Below are 16,276 nucleotides of genomic sequence, written 5' to 3' on the forward strand. Positions count from 1 at the left end.
GCTGTTCGGCCGCTCACGCGGGCCTGGACAGGCTCAGGGCCACGGCCTGCCCCTCGATGCCCCGGGCCAGCGCCATCGCGTGTGCGGGCCTGGACTCCCGGGCGCTGCCGCGGACGTGGTCCAGGTCGCACACCGGGTCGGGGTCGTCGAGGTTGAGCGTCGCGGGCACCGCCCCGTGGTGCAGGGCCAGCGCGGACACGGCGGCGTTCAGCGCACCGCCGCCGCCGACGAGGTGGCCCGTCTGCGGTTTGACGGTGCTGACCGGCACAGACCGGGCGGCCGGGCCCAGCGCGGTGCGCAGGGCGACGCTCTCGGAGGCGTCCCCGAGCCGGGTGCCGGAGCCGTCCGAGGCGATGTAGCCGAGGTCGTCGGCGGTCAGCCGGGCGTCCCGCAGCGCATGCCGCACCGCCCGGGACAGGCCCCGGCCCTCGGCGTCCGGCGCCGGTGGGGTACGGGAGTCGTGGCCGGCGCCGTAGCCGGTCAGCTCGGCGTAGACGCGGGCGCCGCGCCGCAGCGCCGCCTGCTTCTCCTCCAGTACCAGCAGCGCGGCGCCCTCGCCGGGGACCGCTCCGCTGCGGCCGCGGTCGTAGGGCCGGTACGCCTGCTGCCCCAGGTCGTTGCGCGTGGTCAGCACGCCGAGCCGGTCGAGCAGCGTCATCTGCCACCAGTCGGTGGCGTCGTCGTAGCCGCCCGCGATGACCACGTCCGCGTCCCCGCGGCGCACCGCGCGCATGGCCCGGCCGATCGCGGTGGCACCCGCGTCCGCGCCGCCCGCGAAGAAGGTGCTGGAACCCCGGATGCCGTACGTCTGCGAGATGTTGAACACCGCGCCGGGCTGCAGTCCCTCGACGAAGAACAGCGGCGGCATGATGACGTCGGCGTGCCGGCCGAGGTGGGCCAGGTCGGCCTTGCCGTCCGGGCGGCGGATGACCTTCAGCTCCTCGATCAGCTGCTCCATGCGGCCGATCGTCTTGTTGCCCCCGAGGTACAGGCCGGCCCGGTGGCCGAGCTCGTCGCCGCCGGCCTGGTTGTGCGGCAGGCCCGCGTCGTCGAGGGCGAGCCGGGCGGCGGCCAGCGCGAGGCGGTCACCGCGGTTGATGGTGCGCAGCTGGCGCTTGGTGGCGAACCGAGTGGCGTCGAAATCGGCGATCTCGCCGCCCAGCCGGGTCTGTAGCGGCGAGGGGTCGTACGCCCGGATCGTGCCGATCCCGGACTCACCGGCCACCAGCGCCTTCCAGTTGGCCTCGGGGCCTTCACCCAGCGCGGTCAGCAGGCCGATGCCGGTGATGACGACCTGGCGTCCGGTGCCGCTCATCGGTGCTCCTCCGAATCGCTGTGGGGTCGTCATCGCTCCGCCCCCTCCGTCCCCTCCGGCTCGTAACGCCCCACGACCAGCCCGACGTTGGTGCCACCGAAGGCGAACGCGTTGATGAGGGCGTGCCGCACGTCCCGCTCACGCGCCGTGTTCGGGACGTAGTCGAGGCCGAGCCGGCGGTCGGGCGTCTCCTGGTTGATGGTCGGCGGCACCAGCGAGTGGTTGATCGCCCCGATCGCGGCGAACATGCTCAACGCGGCCCCCGCCGAGGTGAGGTGACCGGCCATCGACTTCGGCGAGCTGATCAGCAGCCGCTGCGCGTCGTCGCCGAACACCTTCTTGATCGCGGTGGTTTCGGACAGGTCGTTGCCGTGGGTGCTGGTGCCGTGCGCCACGACGTAGTCGATGTCGGCCGGTTCCAGACCTGCGTCGGCGATCGCGCTCTGCATGGACTCGATGGCTCCGCTGCCGTCCGGCGGCGAGTCGGTGACCCGCCAGGCGTTCAGGCTGGTGCCGTAGCCCAGGATCTCGGCGACGATGTGCGCCCCGCGGGCACGGGCCGCCTCCAGCTCCTCCAGGACGAAGACGACGCCGCCCTCACCGAGGACGAACCCGGACCGCTTGCCGTCGAAGGGGCGGCTGGCCCGCTCCGGGTCGTCGTTGTACTCCTTCGTCAGCGCGCCCAGCAGACTGAAGCCCACCAGGTCGAGCCAGGACGTCAGCGAGTCGAAGCCGCCCGCGAGCATGAGCGTCGCGTCGCCCTCCGCGATGGAGCGGAAAGCCTCCCCGACGGCGTGCGCGGAGCCCGAGCAGGCGGTGGACACACCCAGCATCGGGCCGGTCGCGTCCAGCATCCGGGCGATCGCCGCGGTGGGGATGTTCTGGCTGTAGGACAGGGCGGCCGAGGGCGAGTACGGGAAGAACGCGTCGTCCCGGCCGCTCTCCTCGCGCAGCGCCCCGACGTCCACCAGCCACTGCAGGTCCGGCCGGTCACAGCTTCCGCCCATGGCCACGCCCATGTCGGCGCTGTCGTACGTCTCCTTGCCGACCCCCGAGTCGCTCAGCGCCTCCCAGGCCGCGCCCACGGCGAAGGTGCCCGACCGCAGCAGACGGCGCAGCCCGTCCGAACCGGGTACGGCGTCGGTGAGCCGGAAGTCCTTGACCTCGCCGGCGATGGTCACGTCCATGCCGGTGGTGTCGATCGAGGTCAACTGGCCGACTCCGCTGCGCCCTTCGGCCAGCCCCTGCCACGTGGTCGGCGCGTCGTTGCCCAGCGGCGTGACGGCGCCCATGCCGGTGACGACCACTCTGCGGTTCATCGCAGCGCCTCCGTCCGCGGCTCCCGGCTGTCGACGCGGTCGATCGGATGGAACCGCATCATCGCCCTCCCTCGGTCGTGGGCCGCCCCAGGCCGAGCTGTGCGGTCGGGCCGTCACGCCTCATGCCGATCGTCTCCTTCTGCCGTGTGTGTGGTGCGGGCTGTTGCCGTGTCGGGCGTCGTGCGGGTGGACGGCTCCGGTTCGAGGGCCGTGTCGGGAGGGTCGGGCAGGCACACCATGACGGCGTGCGCCACAGCGAGACCTCCGCTGTGGCTCAGGGAGATTTCGATGTGGTGCATACCGAGGGACCGGGCGACGGCCTCCACCTCGCCGTACAGCCGCACCCGGGGGCGTCCGTCGCGGTCGTTGACGACCTCGATGTCCGTCCACTCCATGCGCGGGCCCATACCGGTCCCGAGGCTCTTGAGTACGGCCTCCTTGGCGGCCCAGCGGCCGGCGAGGTGCTCGCCGGCCCGTCTGCGGCGATCGCAGTAGGCCAGCTCGCGAGGTGTGAACACCCTCTCCCGCAGCCCGGGTTGTGCGGTCATCAGCTCCTCGACCCGGGCCACCTCGGCCAGGTCCATGCCGGTGCGCACCCGCAGTGGCGGCGGGGCGGGGCGGTCCGGTGACCGCCCCGCGCCCGGTTCACGCAGCGGCTGTGGCGAGCGCGGCACGTTCGGTCACCAGATCCGTCAGGTTCTGCACGGTGAAGAGGGTCAGCACCTCGTCCGCCGTGAGCTTGCCGGCCAGTTCCCGCACGTCGATCTGCGGGAGCGACTTCTTGAGCTGGGCCAGCCCGACCTCGTTGATGATGTCGTCCTCGTCGGCGAACTCCTCGTCGGGTATGCCGCCCTGGAGCAGTTCGGCGATGTCCGCGACCTTGATCTTCACGTCCGACGCCCGCTCGATGCGGAACAGGACGTCGAGCAGGTCGATGGACTCGGCGTCCAGGTCGCCCAGCAGGGTGGCCTCGGGCACGACCTCCTCGATGTCGATGCCCAGCGCGTCGGCGACGGCCTCCTGGACGATGGTGCCGAAGTCTTTACCCTCGTACGACATGTGTCCTTCACCCTTCGTGAACGGTTGCTGCTGATGGACGGACCGGGGTGGTGCGGCCGGCCGGCGGGCCGGCGGTTCGTGAGGCGTCAGGACGCCACCGGTTCCTGCCACGCGTCGGATGCCAGGGCGGCGTGGAGCGCCGTCAGGCGACGCGGGTCTCCGGTGGAGCGGGTGGGGACCTCCTGGAGCGTCCGGCGGGCGAGTCCGCTGAGCACCCGGCCGGGGCCGATCTCGGTGTACGCGCTCACCGGGTGCCGTGCGGCCGTGCGCAGCACCTCGACCCAGCGGACAGGGCCGGTGAGCTGACGCCGCAGCAGCTCCCGGGCCTCCTCGCCCGAGCGGACGTAGGTGCCGGTGACCGAACTGATCACGGGCAGGACGGGATCGGCGAACGGCCGCGCGGCGAGCGCCTCGGTGAACTCCTCCTCCACCGCCCTCATCAGCGAGCAGTGGAAGGGGGCACCCACGTCCAGCGGCACGACCCGCTCGGCGCCGGCGTCCAGCGCGGCCCGGCCGGCCTCCTCGACGGCGCGGGCGTGCCCCGAGATGACGGTCTGCAGCGGCTCGTTGTAGTTCGCGACCTGGACCAGGCCGACGCCCTCGGCGCTGTCGCAGGCGGCCAGCACCTGGTCCGCGGGCAGGCCCAGTACGGCCGCCATCGCGCCGGGCACCTCACGGGCCACGTCGCCCATCAGCCGGCCGCGCAACCGCACCAGCTCCAGGGCCGACTCCAGGGACAGCACCCCGGCGGCCACCAGGGCCGGATACTCGCCGAGGCTGTGGCCCGCAGTCGCCGCGGGCCGGTAGCCGGCGGCCTGCAGCAGATCCCATACGGCGAGGCTGGTCGTGGCGATCGCGGGCTGCGTGATCTCGGTGCGGCCGAGTTCCTCGGCACTGCCGCTCACACAGATCCGCGACAGCGGCAGGCCCAGGATCTCGTCGGCCTGTGCGAACAGCCGCCGGGCCGAGGGATGGGTGTCGAGCAGGTGCCCGGCCATGCCGGGCCGTTGCGAGCCCTGCCCGGGGAACATGGCCAGGCAGCCGGTCGGCGTGCCGGGGCTGACGAAGCCGGTCCGACCGGTCATCAGGTACTCCTTCCGTGAGTCGGTGCGGGGGTGCGCTGCCAGCCGGCCGCGTCGGGTGCGGTGGCGGGCTCGGGGCGGTGCCAGGCCGCCGGCCGCCCCCAGCCGCGCCCGGCGGCCTGCCGCGTCTCCTGTGGGTCGGGGGCACGGAGCACCGCGGTGAGCACGACCAGCAGCGCGGCCAGTTCCTCCGGTGTGGGGTTGCCCCGCAGCACCGACAGCGGGGTGGCCGGTGGCGTGCTCACAGCGGCTCGTTGCCGTGTTTGCGGATGGGCTGCCGGGACCGCTTGGTGCGCAGCATGTCCAGGGACTTGATCAGCACCCGCCGGGTGTCCGCCGGATCGATGACGTCGTCGACATGACCGCGCCGGGCGGCGACGAAGGGGTTCATCAGCTGCTCGGTGTATTCGGCGACCAGCTCCCGGCGCAGCTTCTCCGGCTCCGCCGCCGCGTTGATCTGCCGACGGAAGATGATGTTGGCGGCCCCGTCGGCGCCCATCACGGCCGTCTGGTTGGACGGCCAGGCGAACGACAGGTCGGAGCCGATCGACTTGGAGTCCATGACGATGTACGCGCCGCCGAACGCCTTGCGCAGGATGACCTGCACGCGCGGCACCGTCGCCTCGCAGTACGCGTACAGGAGCTTCGCGCCGCGCCGGATGATCGCGTTGTGCTCCTGTTCGGTCCCGGGCATGAACCCCGGCACGTCGACCAGTGTCACGAGCGGGATGTTGAACGCGTCGCAGGTGCGCACGAACCGTGCGGCCTTCTCCGAGGAGTCGATGTCCAGCACCCCCGCCATGGCAGCGGGCTGGTTGCCCACGATGCCCACCGTGTGGCCGTCCAGGCGGGCCATGGCGCACACGATGTTCGGCGCCCAGCTCTCCTGGATCTCCAGGTAGTCGCCGTCGTCGACGATGTGGCCTATGACCGTCCTGATGTCGTACGGCGTCCGGTCGTCGACCGGCACGAGACGCAGCAGTTCCTCGCAGCGCCGGTCCGGCTCGTCCAGGGGCCTCGTCCAGGGCGGAGTCTCGGCGTTGTTCGACGGCAGGTAGGAGAGCAGTTCCCGTACGCCCTCGAAGCAGGACTCCTCGTCCGGGGCCACGAAGCTCGCCACGCCGGTTCGCGTGCCGTGGGTGTACGCGCCGCCGAGCTCCTCCTGCGTGATCTTCTCGCCGGTCACCGCCTGCACCACGTCGGGCCCGGTGATGAACATGTTGGCCATGCCCTCGACCATGAACGTGTAGTCGGTGAGTGCCGGCGAATAGACCGCGCCGCCCGCGCAGGAACCGAGCACGACACTGATCTGCGGCACCACGCCCGAGGCGCGGACGTTGCGGGCGAAGAGCTTGCCGAAGCCCGCCAGCGCGTCGATGCCCTCCTGTATGCGGGCGCCGCCGCCGTCGTTGAGGCCGATGACCGGGGCGCCGACGGAGTCGGCGAGGTCCAGCAGCTGGTGGATCTTCGCGGCGAACGTCGCGCCCAGCGCACCGCCGCGGACCCGGGCGTCGTGAGCGAAGACGAAGACCGTACGGCCGTCGACCTCGCCCCACCCGGTGATCACTCCGTCACCCTCGGGGTGCGAATCCTCCATGCCGAAGCCCGTCGCCCGGTGCTCGGCGAACAGCCCGAGCTCGGTGAACGTGCCGGGGTCGAGCAGTTCGTCGATGCGTTGGCGCGCCAGCAGCTTGCCCTTGGAGAGGTGGCGGGCGTCGGCCTCCGGGTCGTGGCCGAAGTGGGCCTCGGCCCGGCGGGCGGTGAGCTCGTCGGTCAGGTCCGCCATCGTGGGTGTGCGCACCGGTGCCGTCGGCCGGGTGTGCGAGTCGGTCTCGCCGAGGTCCGGCAGCACGGCCGGGGGAGCGTCCGGAAGAGCCATAGCGATCCCTCTCTGTCCTGCCCTGTCGCGTCGTCCGTACAACTGTCGGACAGCGGGGTGGGCGCAGAACTGGAGCGCGTCTTGACCGGGGGTGTACTCCCAGGTCGAGGCCCTATACGGGCAGTTGTACGGTCTCGGTCGCCTCGCCGGCACGCTCCGTCCGGAGCGCCTGAGCGAAGCTGCGCTGCAGGCCGTCGAGCCGGTAGCGGGTGGGGAGGTCGGCCACGGCGGCCTCGGCCACGGTCAGGAAGTGGGCCTCCACCAACTGTTCGCAGGCGTCCTCGACCGTGGCGAAGTCCTTGCCGAGCACCGGGCACGCCAGATGGGCGTCGAACTCGGACACCGTCAGGTCGGCCAGGCGGCGCAGTACCTCGCGGGCGTCCTCGGGCAGCGCGTTGTACGACGCCGTGAAGCTGGCGCGCACGCTCAGCGAGCTGTGCGCCAGTTCGTCCAGACGCCGCGCCTCGTCACTCAGTCGTTCCGCGTAGCGGCGCAGCGACCAGTGGGGCCGGGCGTTGAGGCGTACGGCCGCGGCGCGCAGGGCGAGCGGCAGCCCGCCGCAGTACCGGGCGATCGCGGCGGCCGCGGCCGGCTCCTGGGTGACCCGCTCCGTGCCCAGGATCCGGGCCAGGAGCCGCACACTGTGCCCGTGCGGCAGGTCCGCCAGCTGCAGGACGCGGGCGCCGAGCGGAGTGCTGAGCCGGCCTCTGCTGGTGAGCAGCACCGCGGTGTCCCCGCTGCCCGGCAGCAGAGGCTGCACCTGCTCGTCGTCGATCGCGTCGTCGAGCGTGATCAGCAGCTGACGCCCGGCGAGAGCCAGCCGGTAGACCTCGGCGCGCTCGTCGGGGTCGGCCGGGATCCGGTCGGGGTCCGTCCCCAGCGCGCGCAGCAGCCGTCCCAGCACCGCGTGGGGATCCGCCGGACGCGCGCCGCTGCCGCGCAGCGCCGCGAACAACTGGCCGTCCGGGAAGGCGGACTGCAGCCGGTGCCCCAGGTGCACGGCCAGCGCGGTCTTGCCGACACCTCCTCCGCCGACGACCAGGACGGCGGGCGGCTGCGATTCGGAGGGTCGCGTCAGGGTCCGCTGGACCAGGTCGAGTTCGCGTTCGCGTCCCGTGAAGTCGGGGAGGTCGAGCGGCAGCATCTGCGGGACGACGGGCGCGGTCCGGGAGGGGGCGAGGATCTGGTGCGTCCCGGTGCCCTGCGCCTCGCCGCTCCGCTCGGGCGGCGGGGCGGGAGCGGCCGCGTCGCCGCGCAGGATCGTCTCGTAGAGCTGCTGCAGCCGCCGCGACGGATCCGTGCCGAGTTCCTTCGCGATCAGCCGGCGCATCGACTGGTAGTGCTCAAGAGCGTCGACGCTGCGCCCCTCCAGGTAGAGAGCGAGCATCAGGCGTTCGCCGAGCTGCTCGGAGAGCGGGTCGGTCAGCAGAGCGGCGCGGAGTTCCGCGAGGACGGTGCCGGGCCGCTCGAGCCGGATCTCGGTGTCCGCCCACTGGCTGAGTGCCTCGTGGTGCAGCTGCCGCAGCGTCTCCCGGACCCGGGCCGCCCAGTCGCTGTGCATGCCGCTCAGCGCGTCGCCCCGCCACATGGTCAGGGCCTGCTGGAGCAGCGTGCTGCGTTCCTGGTCGCCGAGGGCCTCCTGCTGGGCGCTCTTGAGCAGCCGGCGGAACCGCACCAGGTCCACCGCGCCGGGATCGACCGAGACCAGGTAGCCGGCCGGCGACCTGACCAGGCCGATCGGCTCGGGCAGCTCCGCCGAGGCCCGGGCGAGCGCACGGCGCAGCCGGGTGACGTAGGTGTGGACGACGTTGCGGACTCCCGCGGGCGGCCGGTCTCCCCATACCCGGTCGACGAGTGCCTCCAGGGGCACCGGCCGTTCGGGATCGACCAGCAGGGCGCCGAGGATGCTGCGTTGCCGCGCGGGGCCGATATCGGCCAGGGCGCTGCCCGTCCAGAGTTCTATCGATCCCAGTATCCGGAGCTCCATCGAAGATCACCCGTATCCCTTCAGTGCCCGGAAAGCTAACTCCGGCCGGTGCAGCGCTCCTAGATTTCCGCTCTGCCCGGACGGAGCACCTCATTCCGTTTCCGTGGCCGTCCTGCACCGTCGAGGCCCGCGCCGTTCGCGGGCCGCGCACGAGCGGCGCTCGCGCTCCAGCCGAGCGCGAGGGACAGGCGAGGGGAGAGGCCTAGCGTCGCCTCCCGAACCGAACCGGCCAAAGTCCGAAGGAGTCCCCATGGCCACCGAGGAGCACGAGTTCACTCTGCCCGGCGCGGATCTTCCGCAGCCCGACGCCGAGCTGCGCAAGAAGCGCGAGGCGGTCGTCATGGAACACACCGTCGCCGAGAGCGCCTGGGACATCGACGGGGTGATCGCCACCTTCCCGCGCGGCGGCGTCTACCGGGTCATGCCGTTCGAGGAGGGGCCGCTGGTCGGTGAAGAGGCCATCAAGAAGGGCTACTTCGCCGAACTGCAGAAGGCCTTCCCGGTCGCCGACCACGGCCTGTTCCACGTCCACCACACGCCGACCGCGGTGATCCTGGAGGCTCAGTTCCGCGCCAAGCAGGAGGCGGACTGGCGCGGCATACCCAACCGCGGCAAGACCGTCGACGCCCCCGTGGCCGTCTTCTTCCACTTCGACGGCGACGTGCTGATCGACGAGACCCTCTACTTCGACATGGCCACCTTCGCCCGTCAGCTCGCCTGAGCCTCCCGTGCCGGGGTGCCCGCGTCCGGGCGCCCCGGCTGCCCGGGGCCCAGTCCATCGCCGACCGACAAGGACCACCCATGAGCGTGTCCAGGACGGACCGGAAGAAGCCGTCGCAGACCCACTCGGCCGGGGTGCGCCCGCTCCTCCTGGAGGCCGCGGGCCTCACCCTGTCCGGCCTGCTGGCCGAGCCGCCCGACGGGCCGCCGCGGGCGACCGTCGTCGCCGTGCACGGCGGCGGCATGCACGCGGGCTACTTCGACGGACAGGTCCACCCCGACCTGTCCCTGCTCACGCTGGGCGCCCGGCTCGGCTTCACGGTGCTGGCCCTCGACCGGCCCGGCTACGGCCGGTCCGCGGAGCAGATACCCGCAGGCCTGACCCTCGACGAGCAGGCCGCCGTCCTGCCCCAGGCACTCGACGCCTTCGCCGAACGGTACGCCGTCGGGCGGGGGTTCCTGCTGCTGGCCCACTCCTACGGCGGCAAGCTCGCCCTCACGACCGTCGCGCGCACCCCCGGCCTGCTCGCCCTGGACGCCTCCGGCGTCGGCCACCGCTTCGACATCGAGCCGGCCGACCGGCCGCGGCTGCGCCGCCACATGGACTGGGAGCGCAACTGGGGCCCGCTGGGGCTGTACCCCCCGGGCACCTTCCGCGCGGCCGAGGCCCTGCTCGCCCCCATGCCCGCCCGCGAGGCCGCCGAAATGACCCTGTGGCCGCGGATGTTCGAGGAACTGGCCCCACGGATCGACATCCCGCTGCGGCTGACCTTCGCCGAGCACGAGGCCTGGTGGCTGCACGAGGAGCAGGACATCGCCGATCTGACCTCCCGGCTGACCAAGGCCCCCGTCGTCCGGGTCGAGCACCAGCCCGACGCCGGCCACAACATCAGCCTCGGCCGGGCCGCCCGCTGCTACCACCTGCGCGCGCTCGCCTTCTTCGAGGAGTGCCTGCAATCCGCCGCGCAGACCACTTCGTGAAGACCCGGCCGACGCGCACCTTTGGAGAGACGACATGACCGAGCCGTACGAGCCGATGCCGGAGGACTGGCAGCGCGCCCTGTGCGTCGTCGCGCATCCCGACGACCTGGAGTACGGGCCCGCCTGCGCGGTCGCCAGGTGGACCGCGCAGGGCAAGTTCGTCGCCTACGCCGTGGTGAGCCGCGGCGAAGCCGGGATCGCCACCATGGACCCGGAGGCCACCGGCGCGATGCGCGCCGAGGAACAACTGCGGGCCGCGGCCGCGGTCGGGGTGGGGGACGTGGACTTCCTCGGCCACCCGGACGGCGTCATCGAGTACGGCCTGCCGCTGCGCCGTGACCTCGCGCGTTCGATCCGCAGGTACCGCCCGGACGTGCTGGTCACCATCAACTTCTACGAGCGGTGGCGCAGCGGCGACTGGAACACCGCCGACCACCGCAACGTCGGCGTCGCACTGCTCGACGCGGCGAGCGACGCCGGCAACCCCTGGGTCTTCCCCGAACTCGGCGACGAGGGCCTCAAGCCGTGGGCCGGCGTGCGCTTCGTGGCGGTCGGCGGTTCCCCGGACTCCGGGCACGCCCTCGACGTCACCGACGGCATGGACGCCGGCATCGAGGCACTGGCCGCGCACGCCGGCTATCTGGCCTCGCTGCCGCCGGACAACCCGATGGCCGACGTGGCCGGCTACCTCACCACCAAGCTCACGCGCTTCGGCGAGCGCTTCGGCAACGTGCCGGCCATGCCGTTCGAGATCATCGGTGTCTGAGCCGGATCAGGACCCGGGAGCGGAGAACAGCAGGCAGTAGTCGCCGGTGAGGCTCTCCGACGGAGCGCTCCACTCGAAGTAGATCTCGCCCTCGAACTCGAGCACCGCGGACAGCGTGTGCCCGATGTCGAACGCCAGCGGGGTGACCTTGCCGCTGGAATCACGGAAGTTGCCGACACAGACGCCGATCCTGCCGCCCGGCCGCAGATGCTTGCCGATGGTGCCGAAGATGTCCGCCAGCTCGGCGAGGTAGCGCCCGTAGGAGCCGTCCATGGTGCGGAACGCGGTGAGCGGGTTCTCCGGGTGGTCGTGCCGCGCCATGTACGGCGGGCTCGTCAGGCACAGATCGAACTCGCCGAGCCCGAGCCGGTCCCAGTCGCGCACATCGCCCGCGAGGAAGCGGCTCCGTGAACCCGTCGGCAGCCGGGCGTTGCTCGACGCGACGCGCTGCTCCTGCAGCTCGATCCCGGTGCCGACGCGGCCGAGCCGGTCGGCGACGACGATGGTGGTCCCGTAGCCGGAGAACGGGTCGAGCACCCGGCCGCCCGGCGGACTGAACGCCTCCACGATCGGCCGGACCTGCGCCTCGGTGAAGTGGATGTCGTTACGCGCACCCGGTGGCCGCTCACGTGCCTTGTCCGCGCTGTCCAGGTGGAGCATCCGGTATGCCGTCATGTTTTCCTCCTACGACGAAGACGACCCGTCTCCCGTCCCGCGAACGAGGCCCGCGGTGACGGGGGAGGGGTCGTCGGGGCGTGGCGCCTCAGGCCGCGGCCTGCTCCTTGCGCGGCGGCGTGTAGTCGGCGTGGTCGACGGCGCGCTCCCACACGGCCTCGAAGGCCTCCTTGCACCGCTGGATCAGCTTCGGGTCCTCGGAGAACTCGTGCGGGCCCCACGAACCGTCGCCGTGGAAGTTGGTGAAGCGCACCAGGCTGTCGTCGAACACCCAGAAGTCGTTGCCCGGCAGCAGCAGGTCCGAGGCGCGCTCCCGCGGCAGCCAGCGCACCTTCTCGCCGGCGGGCACGTTGACGATCGTGGTGGTCTCCCACTCGTACTGGATGAAGTCGGTCACCGGCTCGGACACGATCCGCGCCCGCCGCCAGTCGATGCCGCGCTTCGTCGCGTCCTGCACCAGGTCGATCCAGTCACCGTGCCGGTCGTACTCGATCGGGACGCCCTTCTGCCAGTCCACGAAGACGGGCCCCTGCGGGGTGTAGATGTCGCGCGTCTCCAGATGGACGGCGGAGTGCTTGGTCTGCGCGATCAACTCGGCGAAGGCCGGGAAGTTGCTCGACATGCGAGTCTCCAATCCAAGGTCGTACCAGAGTGAGGTCGAACCGATCGGCGAGCGCCTCGGCCCGCGGCTCCACCGGCTGCGGCCCGGCGGGGCACGTCGCGGGCACCGGTTCGCCGACGCCCGTCAGCACGTGCGCGGGCGCAGCCGGTCGGCGATCGCCGGAGATGCTCCCCGTCAGCGGTCGGTCGCCTGCCCGACTTTTGGGGCGCGGTCATCCGAACGCACCGCCCTTCGCCAGTGCCCGCCGTGGGAGGCGAGCCCATGGCCTTGACCCCAGTTGACAGGTTCGGCCTCGAACCGGGCTAGAGGACCGGTCCGGCAGCCTCGCCGTACGAGCCTCCCGCCACCCGGCGCGGAAGCGCGGACATCACGACCTCGTACCGCGGTCACCCGAGCATCGATGCGCCGCCCAGACGAGTCGGTTCGGTGCTCACCGCCGCGGCCAGGCAATCCCGGCGCGCATCGGTCACGTCCATGACGTAGAGGTCTTCGAAGCGCAGTGGTGTCCCGTCCCCTCGCCCGCCCAGCGGAAGCGCCGAGAGATCAAGGGCGTCGAGCGAATCCAGGTCCGTCCTGCCTATCTTGACGAATGCCTCCTTACGGACCCATTGACGCAGGAAGGCGTGATCAGGGTCCGTATGCGCAGTCACCAGAGCGAGCTCGGCGGCGGTGAGCACGCGGTGCATGAGCTCGGTCCTGCGGCCACGCCCGAGCCTCTCCACGTCGATGCCCACCGGGACGTGACCGACGGCGGCGGCCACCACGCCGTCGGCATGGGAGAGACTCAGATGCACGTCCGGCCGGTCGGCGAGCAGCGGCCGGCCGTGGTCGGTCCCGCGGCACGTCGGGCAGTGCTGGGCGAAGGCCACCTCGGTCGGGGCGACGCCCAGCAGCCACCCCGCGCAGAGCCGGACCAGAGCGTGCGCGGCGACGAAGTCCCGACGGGCCGTCTCCCGGTGGAACCGCGCGAGTCGCCCCCGCTCTGCCTCGTTCAGCAGGTGCGTCCCCGCCAGCGGATGCCGTAGCACCTCGTCGGTGCCTGCCACCACGGCCACCGGGCCGCCCGCCTCAGTCATCGCTCCCCGTCCCCTCGAGCCCGCGCGCAGCCGCACAGCGTACCGGGGCGGGTGGCTCGACCACTGCCATCTGTACGGCCGTTCGGCGACGGGCATGACGGCCCGGCACAAGGTGAGTCGAGCCGCGCGGACGCCCGCCGGTGCCACCGGGCTCCGGTCAAGCGATTCTTGAGGGCTCTGCCGGACCGTGGCGCCCAGTGAGCTACCCAGGAGGGTCACGGTGATGGCAGTGGAAGGCGTGCAGCTCTACGACACCACGCTGCGGGACGGCACCCAGCAGGAGGGCATGGTGCTGACGGTGCAGGACAAGCTCGCCGTCGCGCGCCACCTGGACGCCTTCGGCGTCGGGTTCATCGAGGGCGGGTGGCCGGGCGCGGTGCCCAGGGACACCGAGTTCTTCCGCCGCGCCCGCACCGAACTCACCCTGGAGAACGCGGAGCTGGCCGCGTTCGGCGCGACGCGCCGCCCCGGCGCGCTGGCCGCCACGGACCCCCAGGTCCAGGCCCTGCTCGACTCGGGCGCGCCGGTGATCACCCTGGTCGCCAAGACGGATGTCCGGCACGTGGAACGGGCGCTGCGGACCTCTCTCGCCGAGAACCTGGCCATGATCTCCAGCACCGTGCGGTATCTCGTCCACGCCGGCCGGCGGGTGTTCGTCGACGCCGAGCACTACTTCGACGCCTACCGCGTGAACCGCGCGTACGCCCATGAATGCGTGCGCGCGGCGGTGGAGGCCGGTGCCGACGCCGTCGTGCTGTGCGACACCAACGGCGGCTCGCTGCCGGACCAGGTCCGCGAGGCCGTGGCCGACACGCTCGCGCAGACCGGTGCCCGGCTCGGCATCCACTGCCACGACGACACCGGCTGCGCCGTCGCCAACACCCTCGCCGCCGTCGACGCGGGCGCCGTGCAGGTGCAGGGCACCGCCCACGGGTACGGCGAACGGTGCGGCAACGCCAATCTGTTCACCGTCGCCGCCGACCTCGTCCTCAAGCGGGGCATCGAGGTCCTGCCGGTCGTGCGACTGGCCGGCATGGCCGCCACGGCCCGCGCCATCAGCGAGCTGACCGGGCGCCCTGCGCGGCCGGCCGACCCCTATGTCGGTTCCTCCGCCTTCACCCACAAGGCGGGGCTGCACGCCTCCGCGCTGCGGGTGGACCCCGATCTGTACCAGCACATCGACCCGGACGTCGTGGGCAACCGGATGCGCACCCTCGTCTCCGACCTGGGCGGCCGGTCGTCCGTCGAGCTCAAGGCCCGCGAGCTCGGCTACACGGTGGAGGCCGGTTCCGAACCGGTGGCCCGGGCCTCGGCGCGCATCAAGGAACTGGAGAACAAGGGCTACAGCTTCGAGTCCGCCGACGCCTCCTTCGAACTGCTGCTGCGCGAGGCGCTGTTCGGGCAGACGGCCGAGAGGCAGCCGTTCACCGTCGAATCCTGGCGGGTCACCGTCGAGCAGTGCTCCGACGACGCCGTCACCGAGGCCCGCGTGCGGCTGCGGGTCCCCGGCGGCGAGCCGGTCGACGCCGTGGGAGAGGGCAGCGGACCGGTCAACGCGCTGGACCGCGCGCTGCACCAGGGCCTTGACACACTCTTTCCCGCGCTGGCCGGGCTGGAGCTGACGGACTACCAGGTACGGATCCCCACCGGCGGACGGGGCAGCGCGGCCCCGGCCCGGGTGCTGGCCACGTTCGTCGACGGCCATCGGCGCTGGAGCACCGTCGGCGTCGACGAGAACCTGGTCACCGCCTCGTGGCACGCGCTGCTGGACGCGTTCCGGTACACGCTGCGCGACAGCGCGGGGCCGGCTCCCGAGGCCGCCCCGCTCGCCGAGCCCGCCCTCTTCTCCGCCGGCGGCTGATCCCGGGCACTGTCACGGCGGCACTTTCACGGCCGCGTCGAGGGCCGCTTGATGCCGGCTTCCCCGCGTTGATGACCGGCGCGGGGACTGCCGGGCTCAAGCGGCCGTTGCGTCGACCCGCTTCACGGACCGGGCCGCCATGACCGAACTCGCCCGGATGCCACACGGCGCGGAACGGCGCCGGGGCGTTCCCCGGGCGCGGCACACGCACCGCCTCCTACTCACCGCCGAGGCGGGCCTGGAGCGCCTGTTCCCCGGCATCGGCTTCCCCGGCATCGGCTTCCCCGGCATCGGCTTCCCCGGCATCGGCTTCCCCGGCATCGGCCGAGATCTCGCCGCCGCCGGAGCGGTGCGCGTGCGGATGTCCTGCTGAGCGCCGGCCGCGACCTGATGGGCGCGGCCACCGCCGGCATCGGTGTCAGCGAATGGAGGCGTCGGCCAGGATGCGGTCGACCAGCTGGCCGATGGTGACACCGGCCAGTTCGGCGCGCCGGATGTCCGGCCCGTACTCCCGCTTGACCGTGACCATCAGGTCGGCGATGTCGAGCGAGTCGATCTCCAGCGTGTCGATCGTGGTCTCCGCGGAGATGGCCTCCTCCGGTATGCCGAGGTCGACGAGCTCGGTGCGGAGCAGCTCGTGCACGTCCTCCGCGGTCACCTCAGTGGGCTTGGACATGGGATTTCTCCTTATGGTTGTACGGAAAGCCAGCCGCGGGTGGCCGGGCCCTGCAGTCCGAGCGTATGAGAAATGCGATCACGAACGCCTCTTATACTGTCTCCAGGCGTACTAGATAAACGCTTGAGCACCGCTCGAAAAGTACTCGAAGAATTCCCGAGAATTGCTTGAATAATAGGTGCTGTCAAGATTTGCGGCGCACGTCTCCCGGGGAGATGTGCCGAAGAATCCGGCGTCGAAGCCGAACAGGTCGAACAG

The 16,276-nt window shown here is 72.0% G+C and carries 17 protein-coding genes; 5 read left to right on the forward strand and 12 right to left on the reverse strand.

What is annotated here, in order from left to right:
- Positions 1 to 13 precede the first annotated feature (13 nt).
- The 8 genes from ACWD5D_RS05485 to ACWD5D_RS05520 form a co-directional block, all read right to left on the reverse strand.
- Entirely contained in the window at positions 14 to 1,315 is a 1,302-nt protein-coding gene (locus ACWD5D_RS05485; protein ID WP_451371465.1) for a beta-ketoacyl-[acyl-carrier-protein] synthase family protein, read from the reverse strand.
- Positions 1,316 to 1,344: 29 nt separating this feature from the next.
- Positions 1,345 to 2,634 carry a beta-ketoacyl-[acyl-carrier-protein] synthase family protein gene (locus tag ACWD5D_RS05490; RefSeq protein ID WP_451371466.1) on the reverse strand — a complete coding sequence of 430 codons (1,290 nt, stop codon included), beginning with the start codon at positions 2,632 to 2,634 and terminating at the stop codon, positions 1,345 to 1,347.
- A 113-nt stretch (positions 2,635 to 2,747) separates the two neighbouring features.
- A complete protein-coding gene (gene acpS / locus ACWD5D_RS05495; protein ID WP_451371467.1) occupies positions 2,748 to 3,308 on the reverse strand; it encodes a holo-ACP synthase in 561 nt (186 codons plus the stop codon).
- Complete coding sequence (locus tag ACWD5D_RS05500; protein WP_451371468.1) at positions 3,280 to 3,693, reverse strand: acyl carrier protein; 414 nt, start codon at positions 3,691 to 3,693, stop codon at positions 3,280 to 3,282. Before ACWD5D_RS05500 ends, acpS begins: the two co-directional genes overlap by 29 nt.
- An 86-nt stretch (positions 3,694 to 3,779) precedes the next feature.
- Positions 3,780 to 4,778, reverse strand: coding sequence for an ACP S-malonyltransferase (gene fabD / locus ACWD5D_RS05505; RefSeq protein WP_451371469.1), 999 nt, complete (start codon positions 4,776 to 4,778; stop codon positions 3,780 to 3,782).
- Positions 4,778 to 5,020 carry an acyl-CoA carboxylase subunit epsilon gene (locus ACWD5D_RS05510; RefSeq protein ID WP_451371470.1) on the reverse strand — a complete coding sequence of 81 codons (243 nt, stop codon included), beginning with the start codon at positions 5,018 to 5,020 and terminating at the stop codon, positions 4,778 to 4,780. Before ACWD5D_RS05510 ends, fabD begins: the two co-directional genes overlap by 1 nt.
- Positions 5,017 to 6,561 carry an acyl-CoA carboxylase subunit beta gene (locus ACWD5D_RS05515; RefSeq protein WP_451371585.1) on the reverse strand — a complete coding sequence of 515 codons (1,545 nt, stop codon included), beginning with the start codon at positions 6,559 to 6,561 and terminating at the stop codon, positions 5,017 to 5,019. The genes ACWD5D_RS05510 and ACWD5D_RS05515 overlap by 4 nt, the downstream gene beginning before the upstream one ends.
- A 205-nt stretch (positions 6,562 to 6,766) precedes the next feature.
- Positions 6,767 to 8,641, reverse strand: a complete 1,875-nt coding sequence (locus ACWD5D_RS05520) for a BTAD domain-containing putative transcriptional regulator (RefSeq protein ID WP_451371471.1) — start codon at positions 8,639 to 8,641, stop codon at positions 6,767 to 6,769.
- A 250-nt stretch (positions 8,642 to 8,891) separates the two neighbouring features.
- On the opposite strand from ACWD5D_RS05520, the gene ACWD5D_RS05525 reads away from it, so the two are divergent.
- The 3 genes from ACWD5D_RS05525 to ACWD5D_RS05535 all read left to right on the forward strand — a co-directional run bounded on the left by ACWD5D_RS05525 (position 8,892) and on the right by ACWD5D_RS05535 (position 11,108).
- Complete coding sequence (locus tag ACWD5D_RS05525; protein ID WP_451371472.1) at positions 8,892 to 9,362, forward strand: nuclear transport factor 2 family protein; 471 nt, start codon at positions 8,892 to 8,894, stop codon at positions 9,360 to 9,362.
- 80 nt (positions 9,363 to 9,442) lie between these two features.
- Positions 9,443 to 10,342, forward strand: coding sequence for an alpha/beta hydrolase (locus ACWD5D_RS05530; protein ID WP_451371473.1), 900 nt, complete (start codon positions 9,443 to 9,445; stop codon positions 10,340 to 10,342).
- A gap of 34 nt (positions 10,343 to 10,376) precedes the next feature.
- Positions 10,377 to 11,108: a PIG-L deacetylase family protein gene (locus ACWD5D_RS05535; protein ID WP_451371474.1), complete on the forward strand. Its 732-nt coding sequence runs from the start codon at positions 10,377 to 10,379 to the stop codon at positions 11,106 to 11,108.
- A 6-nt stretch (positions 11,109 to 11,114) separates the two neighbouring features.
- On the opposite strand, the gene ACWD5D_RS05540 is transcribed toward ACWD5D_RS05535, so the two are convergent.
- From ACWD5D_RS05540 to ACWD5D_RS05550, 3 genes are all read right to left on the reverse strand, one after another.
- Positions 11,115 to 11,783, reverse strand: a complete 669-nt coding sequence (locus ACWD5D_RS05540; protein WP_451371475.1) for a DNA methyltransferase — start codon at positions 11,781 to 11,783, stop codon at positions 11,115 to 11,117.
- 88 nt (positions 11,784 to 11,871) lie between these two features.
- The gene (locus ACWD5D_RS05545) at positions 11,872 to 12,405 is read right to left on the reverse strand and encodes a DUF6879 family protein (protein WP_451371476.1); all 534 of its coding nucleotides are present in this window, start codon (positions 12,403 to 12,405) and stop codon (positions 11,872 to 11,874) included.
- Between the two features lie 386 nt (positions 12,406 to 12,791).
- Positions 12,792 to 13,481: a 4'-phosphopantetheinyl transferase family protein gene (locus ACWD5D_RS05550; protein WP_451371477.1), complete on the reverse strand. Its 690-nt coding sequence runs from the start codon at positions 13,479 to 13,481 to the stop codon at positions 12,792 to 12,794.
- A gap of 223 nt (positions 13,482 to 13,704) precedes the next feature.
- Here ACWD5D_RS05550 and cimA point away from each other — a divergent pair, with 223 nt between their 5' ends.
- A complete protein-coding gene (gene cimA / locus ACWD5D_RS05555) occupies positions 13,705 to 15,342 on the forward strand; it encodes a citramalate synthase (RefSeq protein ID WP_451371478.1) in 1,638 nt (545 codons plus the stop codon).
- 139 nt (positions 15,343 to 15,481) lie between these two features.
- Positions 15,482 to 15,715 (forward strand): hypothetical protein, encoded by a 234-nt coding sequence (locus tag ACWD5D_RS05560; protein WP_451371479.1) that lies wholly within the window; start codon positions 15,482 to 15,484, stop codon positions 15,713 to 15,715.
- Positions 15,716 to 15,760: 45 nt separating this feature from the next.
- On the opposite strand, the gene ACWD5D_RS05565 is transcribed toward ACWD5D_RS05560, so the two are convergent.
- On the reverse strand, positions 15,761 to 16,018 hold the full coding sequence (locus ACWD5D_RS05565) for an acyl carrier protein (protein WP_451371480.1): 258 nt from the start codon (positions 16,016 to 16,018) through the stop codon (positions 15,761 to 15,763).
- Between the last annotated feature and the right edge of the window lie 258 nt (positions 16,019 to 16,276).

The sequence above is a fragment of the Streptomyces sp. NPDC002520 genome (genome assembly GCF_053595235.1).

Bases quoted from the DNA above. Each gene is read 5' to 3' on its own strand.
- ACWD5D_RS05515 (WP_451371585.1), bottom strand. From the start codon at position 6,561: ATGGCGGACCTGACCGACGAGCTCACCGCCCGCCGGGCCGAGGCCCAC.
- ACWD5D_RS05525 (WP_451371472.1), top strand. From the start codon at position 8,892: ATGGCCACCGAGGAGCACGAGTTCACTCTGCCCGGCGCGGATCTTCCG.
- ACWD5D_RS05545 (WP_451371476.1), bottom strand. From the start codon at position 12,405: ATGTCGAGCAACTTCCCGGCCTTCGCCGAGTTGATCGCGCAGACCAAG.
- ACWD5D_RS05490 (WP_451371466.1), bottom strand. From the start codon at position 2,634: ATGAACCGCAGAGTGGTCGTCACCGGCATGGGCGCCGTCACGCCGCTG.
- ACWD5D_RS05530 (WP_451371473.1), top strand. From the start codon at position 9,443: ATGAGCGTGTCCAGGACGGACCGGAAGAAGCCGTCGCAGACCCACTCG.
- fabD (WP_451371469.1), bottom strand. From the start codon at position 4,778: ATGACCGGTCGGACCGGCTTCGTCAGCCCCGGCACGCCGACCGGCTGC.
- ACWD5D_RS05540 (WP_451371475.1), bottom strand. From the start codon at position 11,783: ATGACGGCATACCGGATGCTCCACCTGGACAGCGCGGACAAGGCACGT.
- ACWD5D_RS05535 (WP_451371474.1), top strand. From the start codon at position 10,377: ATGACCGAGCCGTACGAGCCGATGCCGGAGGACTGGCAGCGCGCCCTG.
- ACWD5D_RS05485 (WP_451371465.1), bottom strand. From the start codon at position 1,315: ATGAGCGGCACCGGACGCCAGGTCGTCATCACCGGCATCGGCCTGCTG.
- ACWD5D_RS05565 (WP_451371480.1), bottom strand. From the start codon at position 16,018: ATGTCCAAGCCCACTGAGGTGACCGCGGAGGACGTGCACGAGCTGCTC.
- ACWD5D_RS05500 (WP_451371468.1), bottom strand. From the start codon at position 3,693: ATGTCGTACGAGGGTAAAGACTTCGGCACCATCGTCCAGGAGGCCGTC.
- ACWD5D_RS05550 (WP_451371477.1), bottom strand. From the start codon at position 13,481: ATGACTGAGGCGGGCGGCCCGGTGGCCGTGGTGGCAGGCACCGACGAG.
- cimA (WP_451371478.1), top strand. From the start codon at position 13,705: ATGGCAGTGGAAGGCGTGCAGCTCTACGACACCACGCTGCGGGACGGC.
- ACWD5D_RS05520 (WP_451371471.1), bottom strand. From the start codon at position 8,641: ATGGAGCTCCGGATACTGGGATCGATAGAACTCTGGACGGGCAGCGCC.
- ACWD5D_RS05560 (WP_451371479.1), top strand. From the start codon at position 15,482: ATGACCGAACTCGCCCGGATGCCACACGGCGCGGAACGGCGCCGGGGC.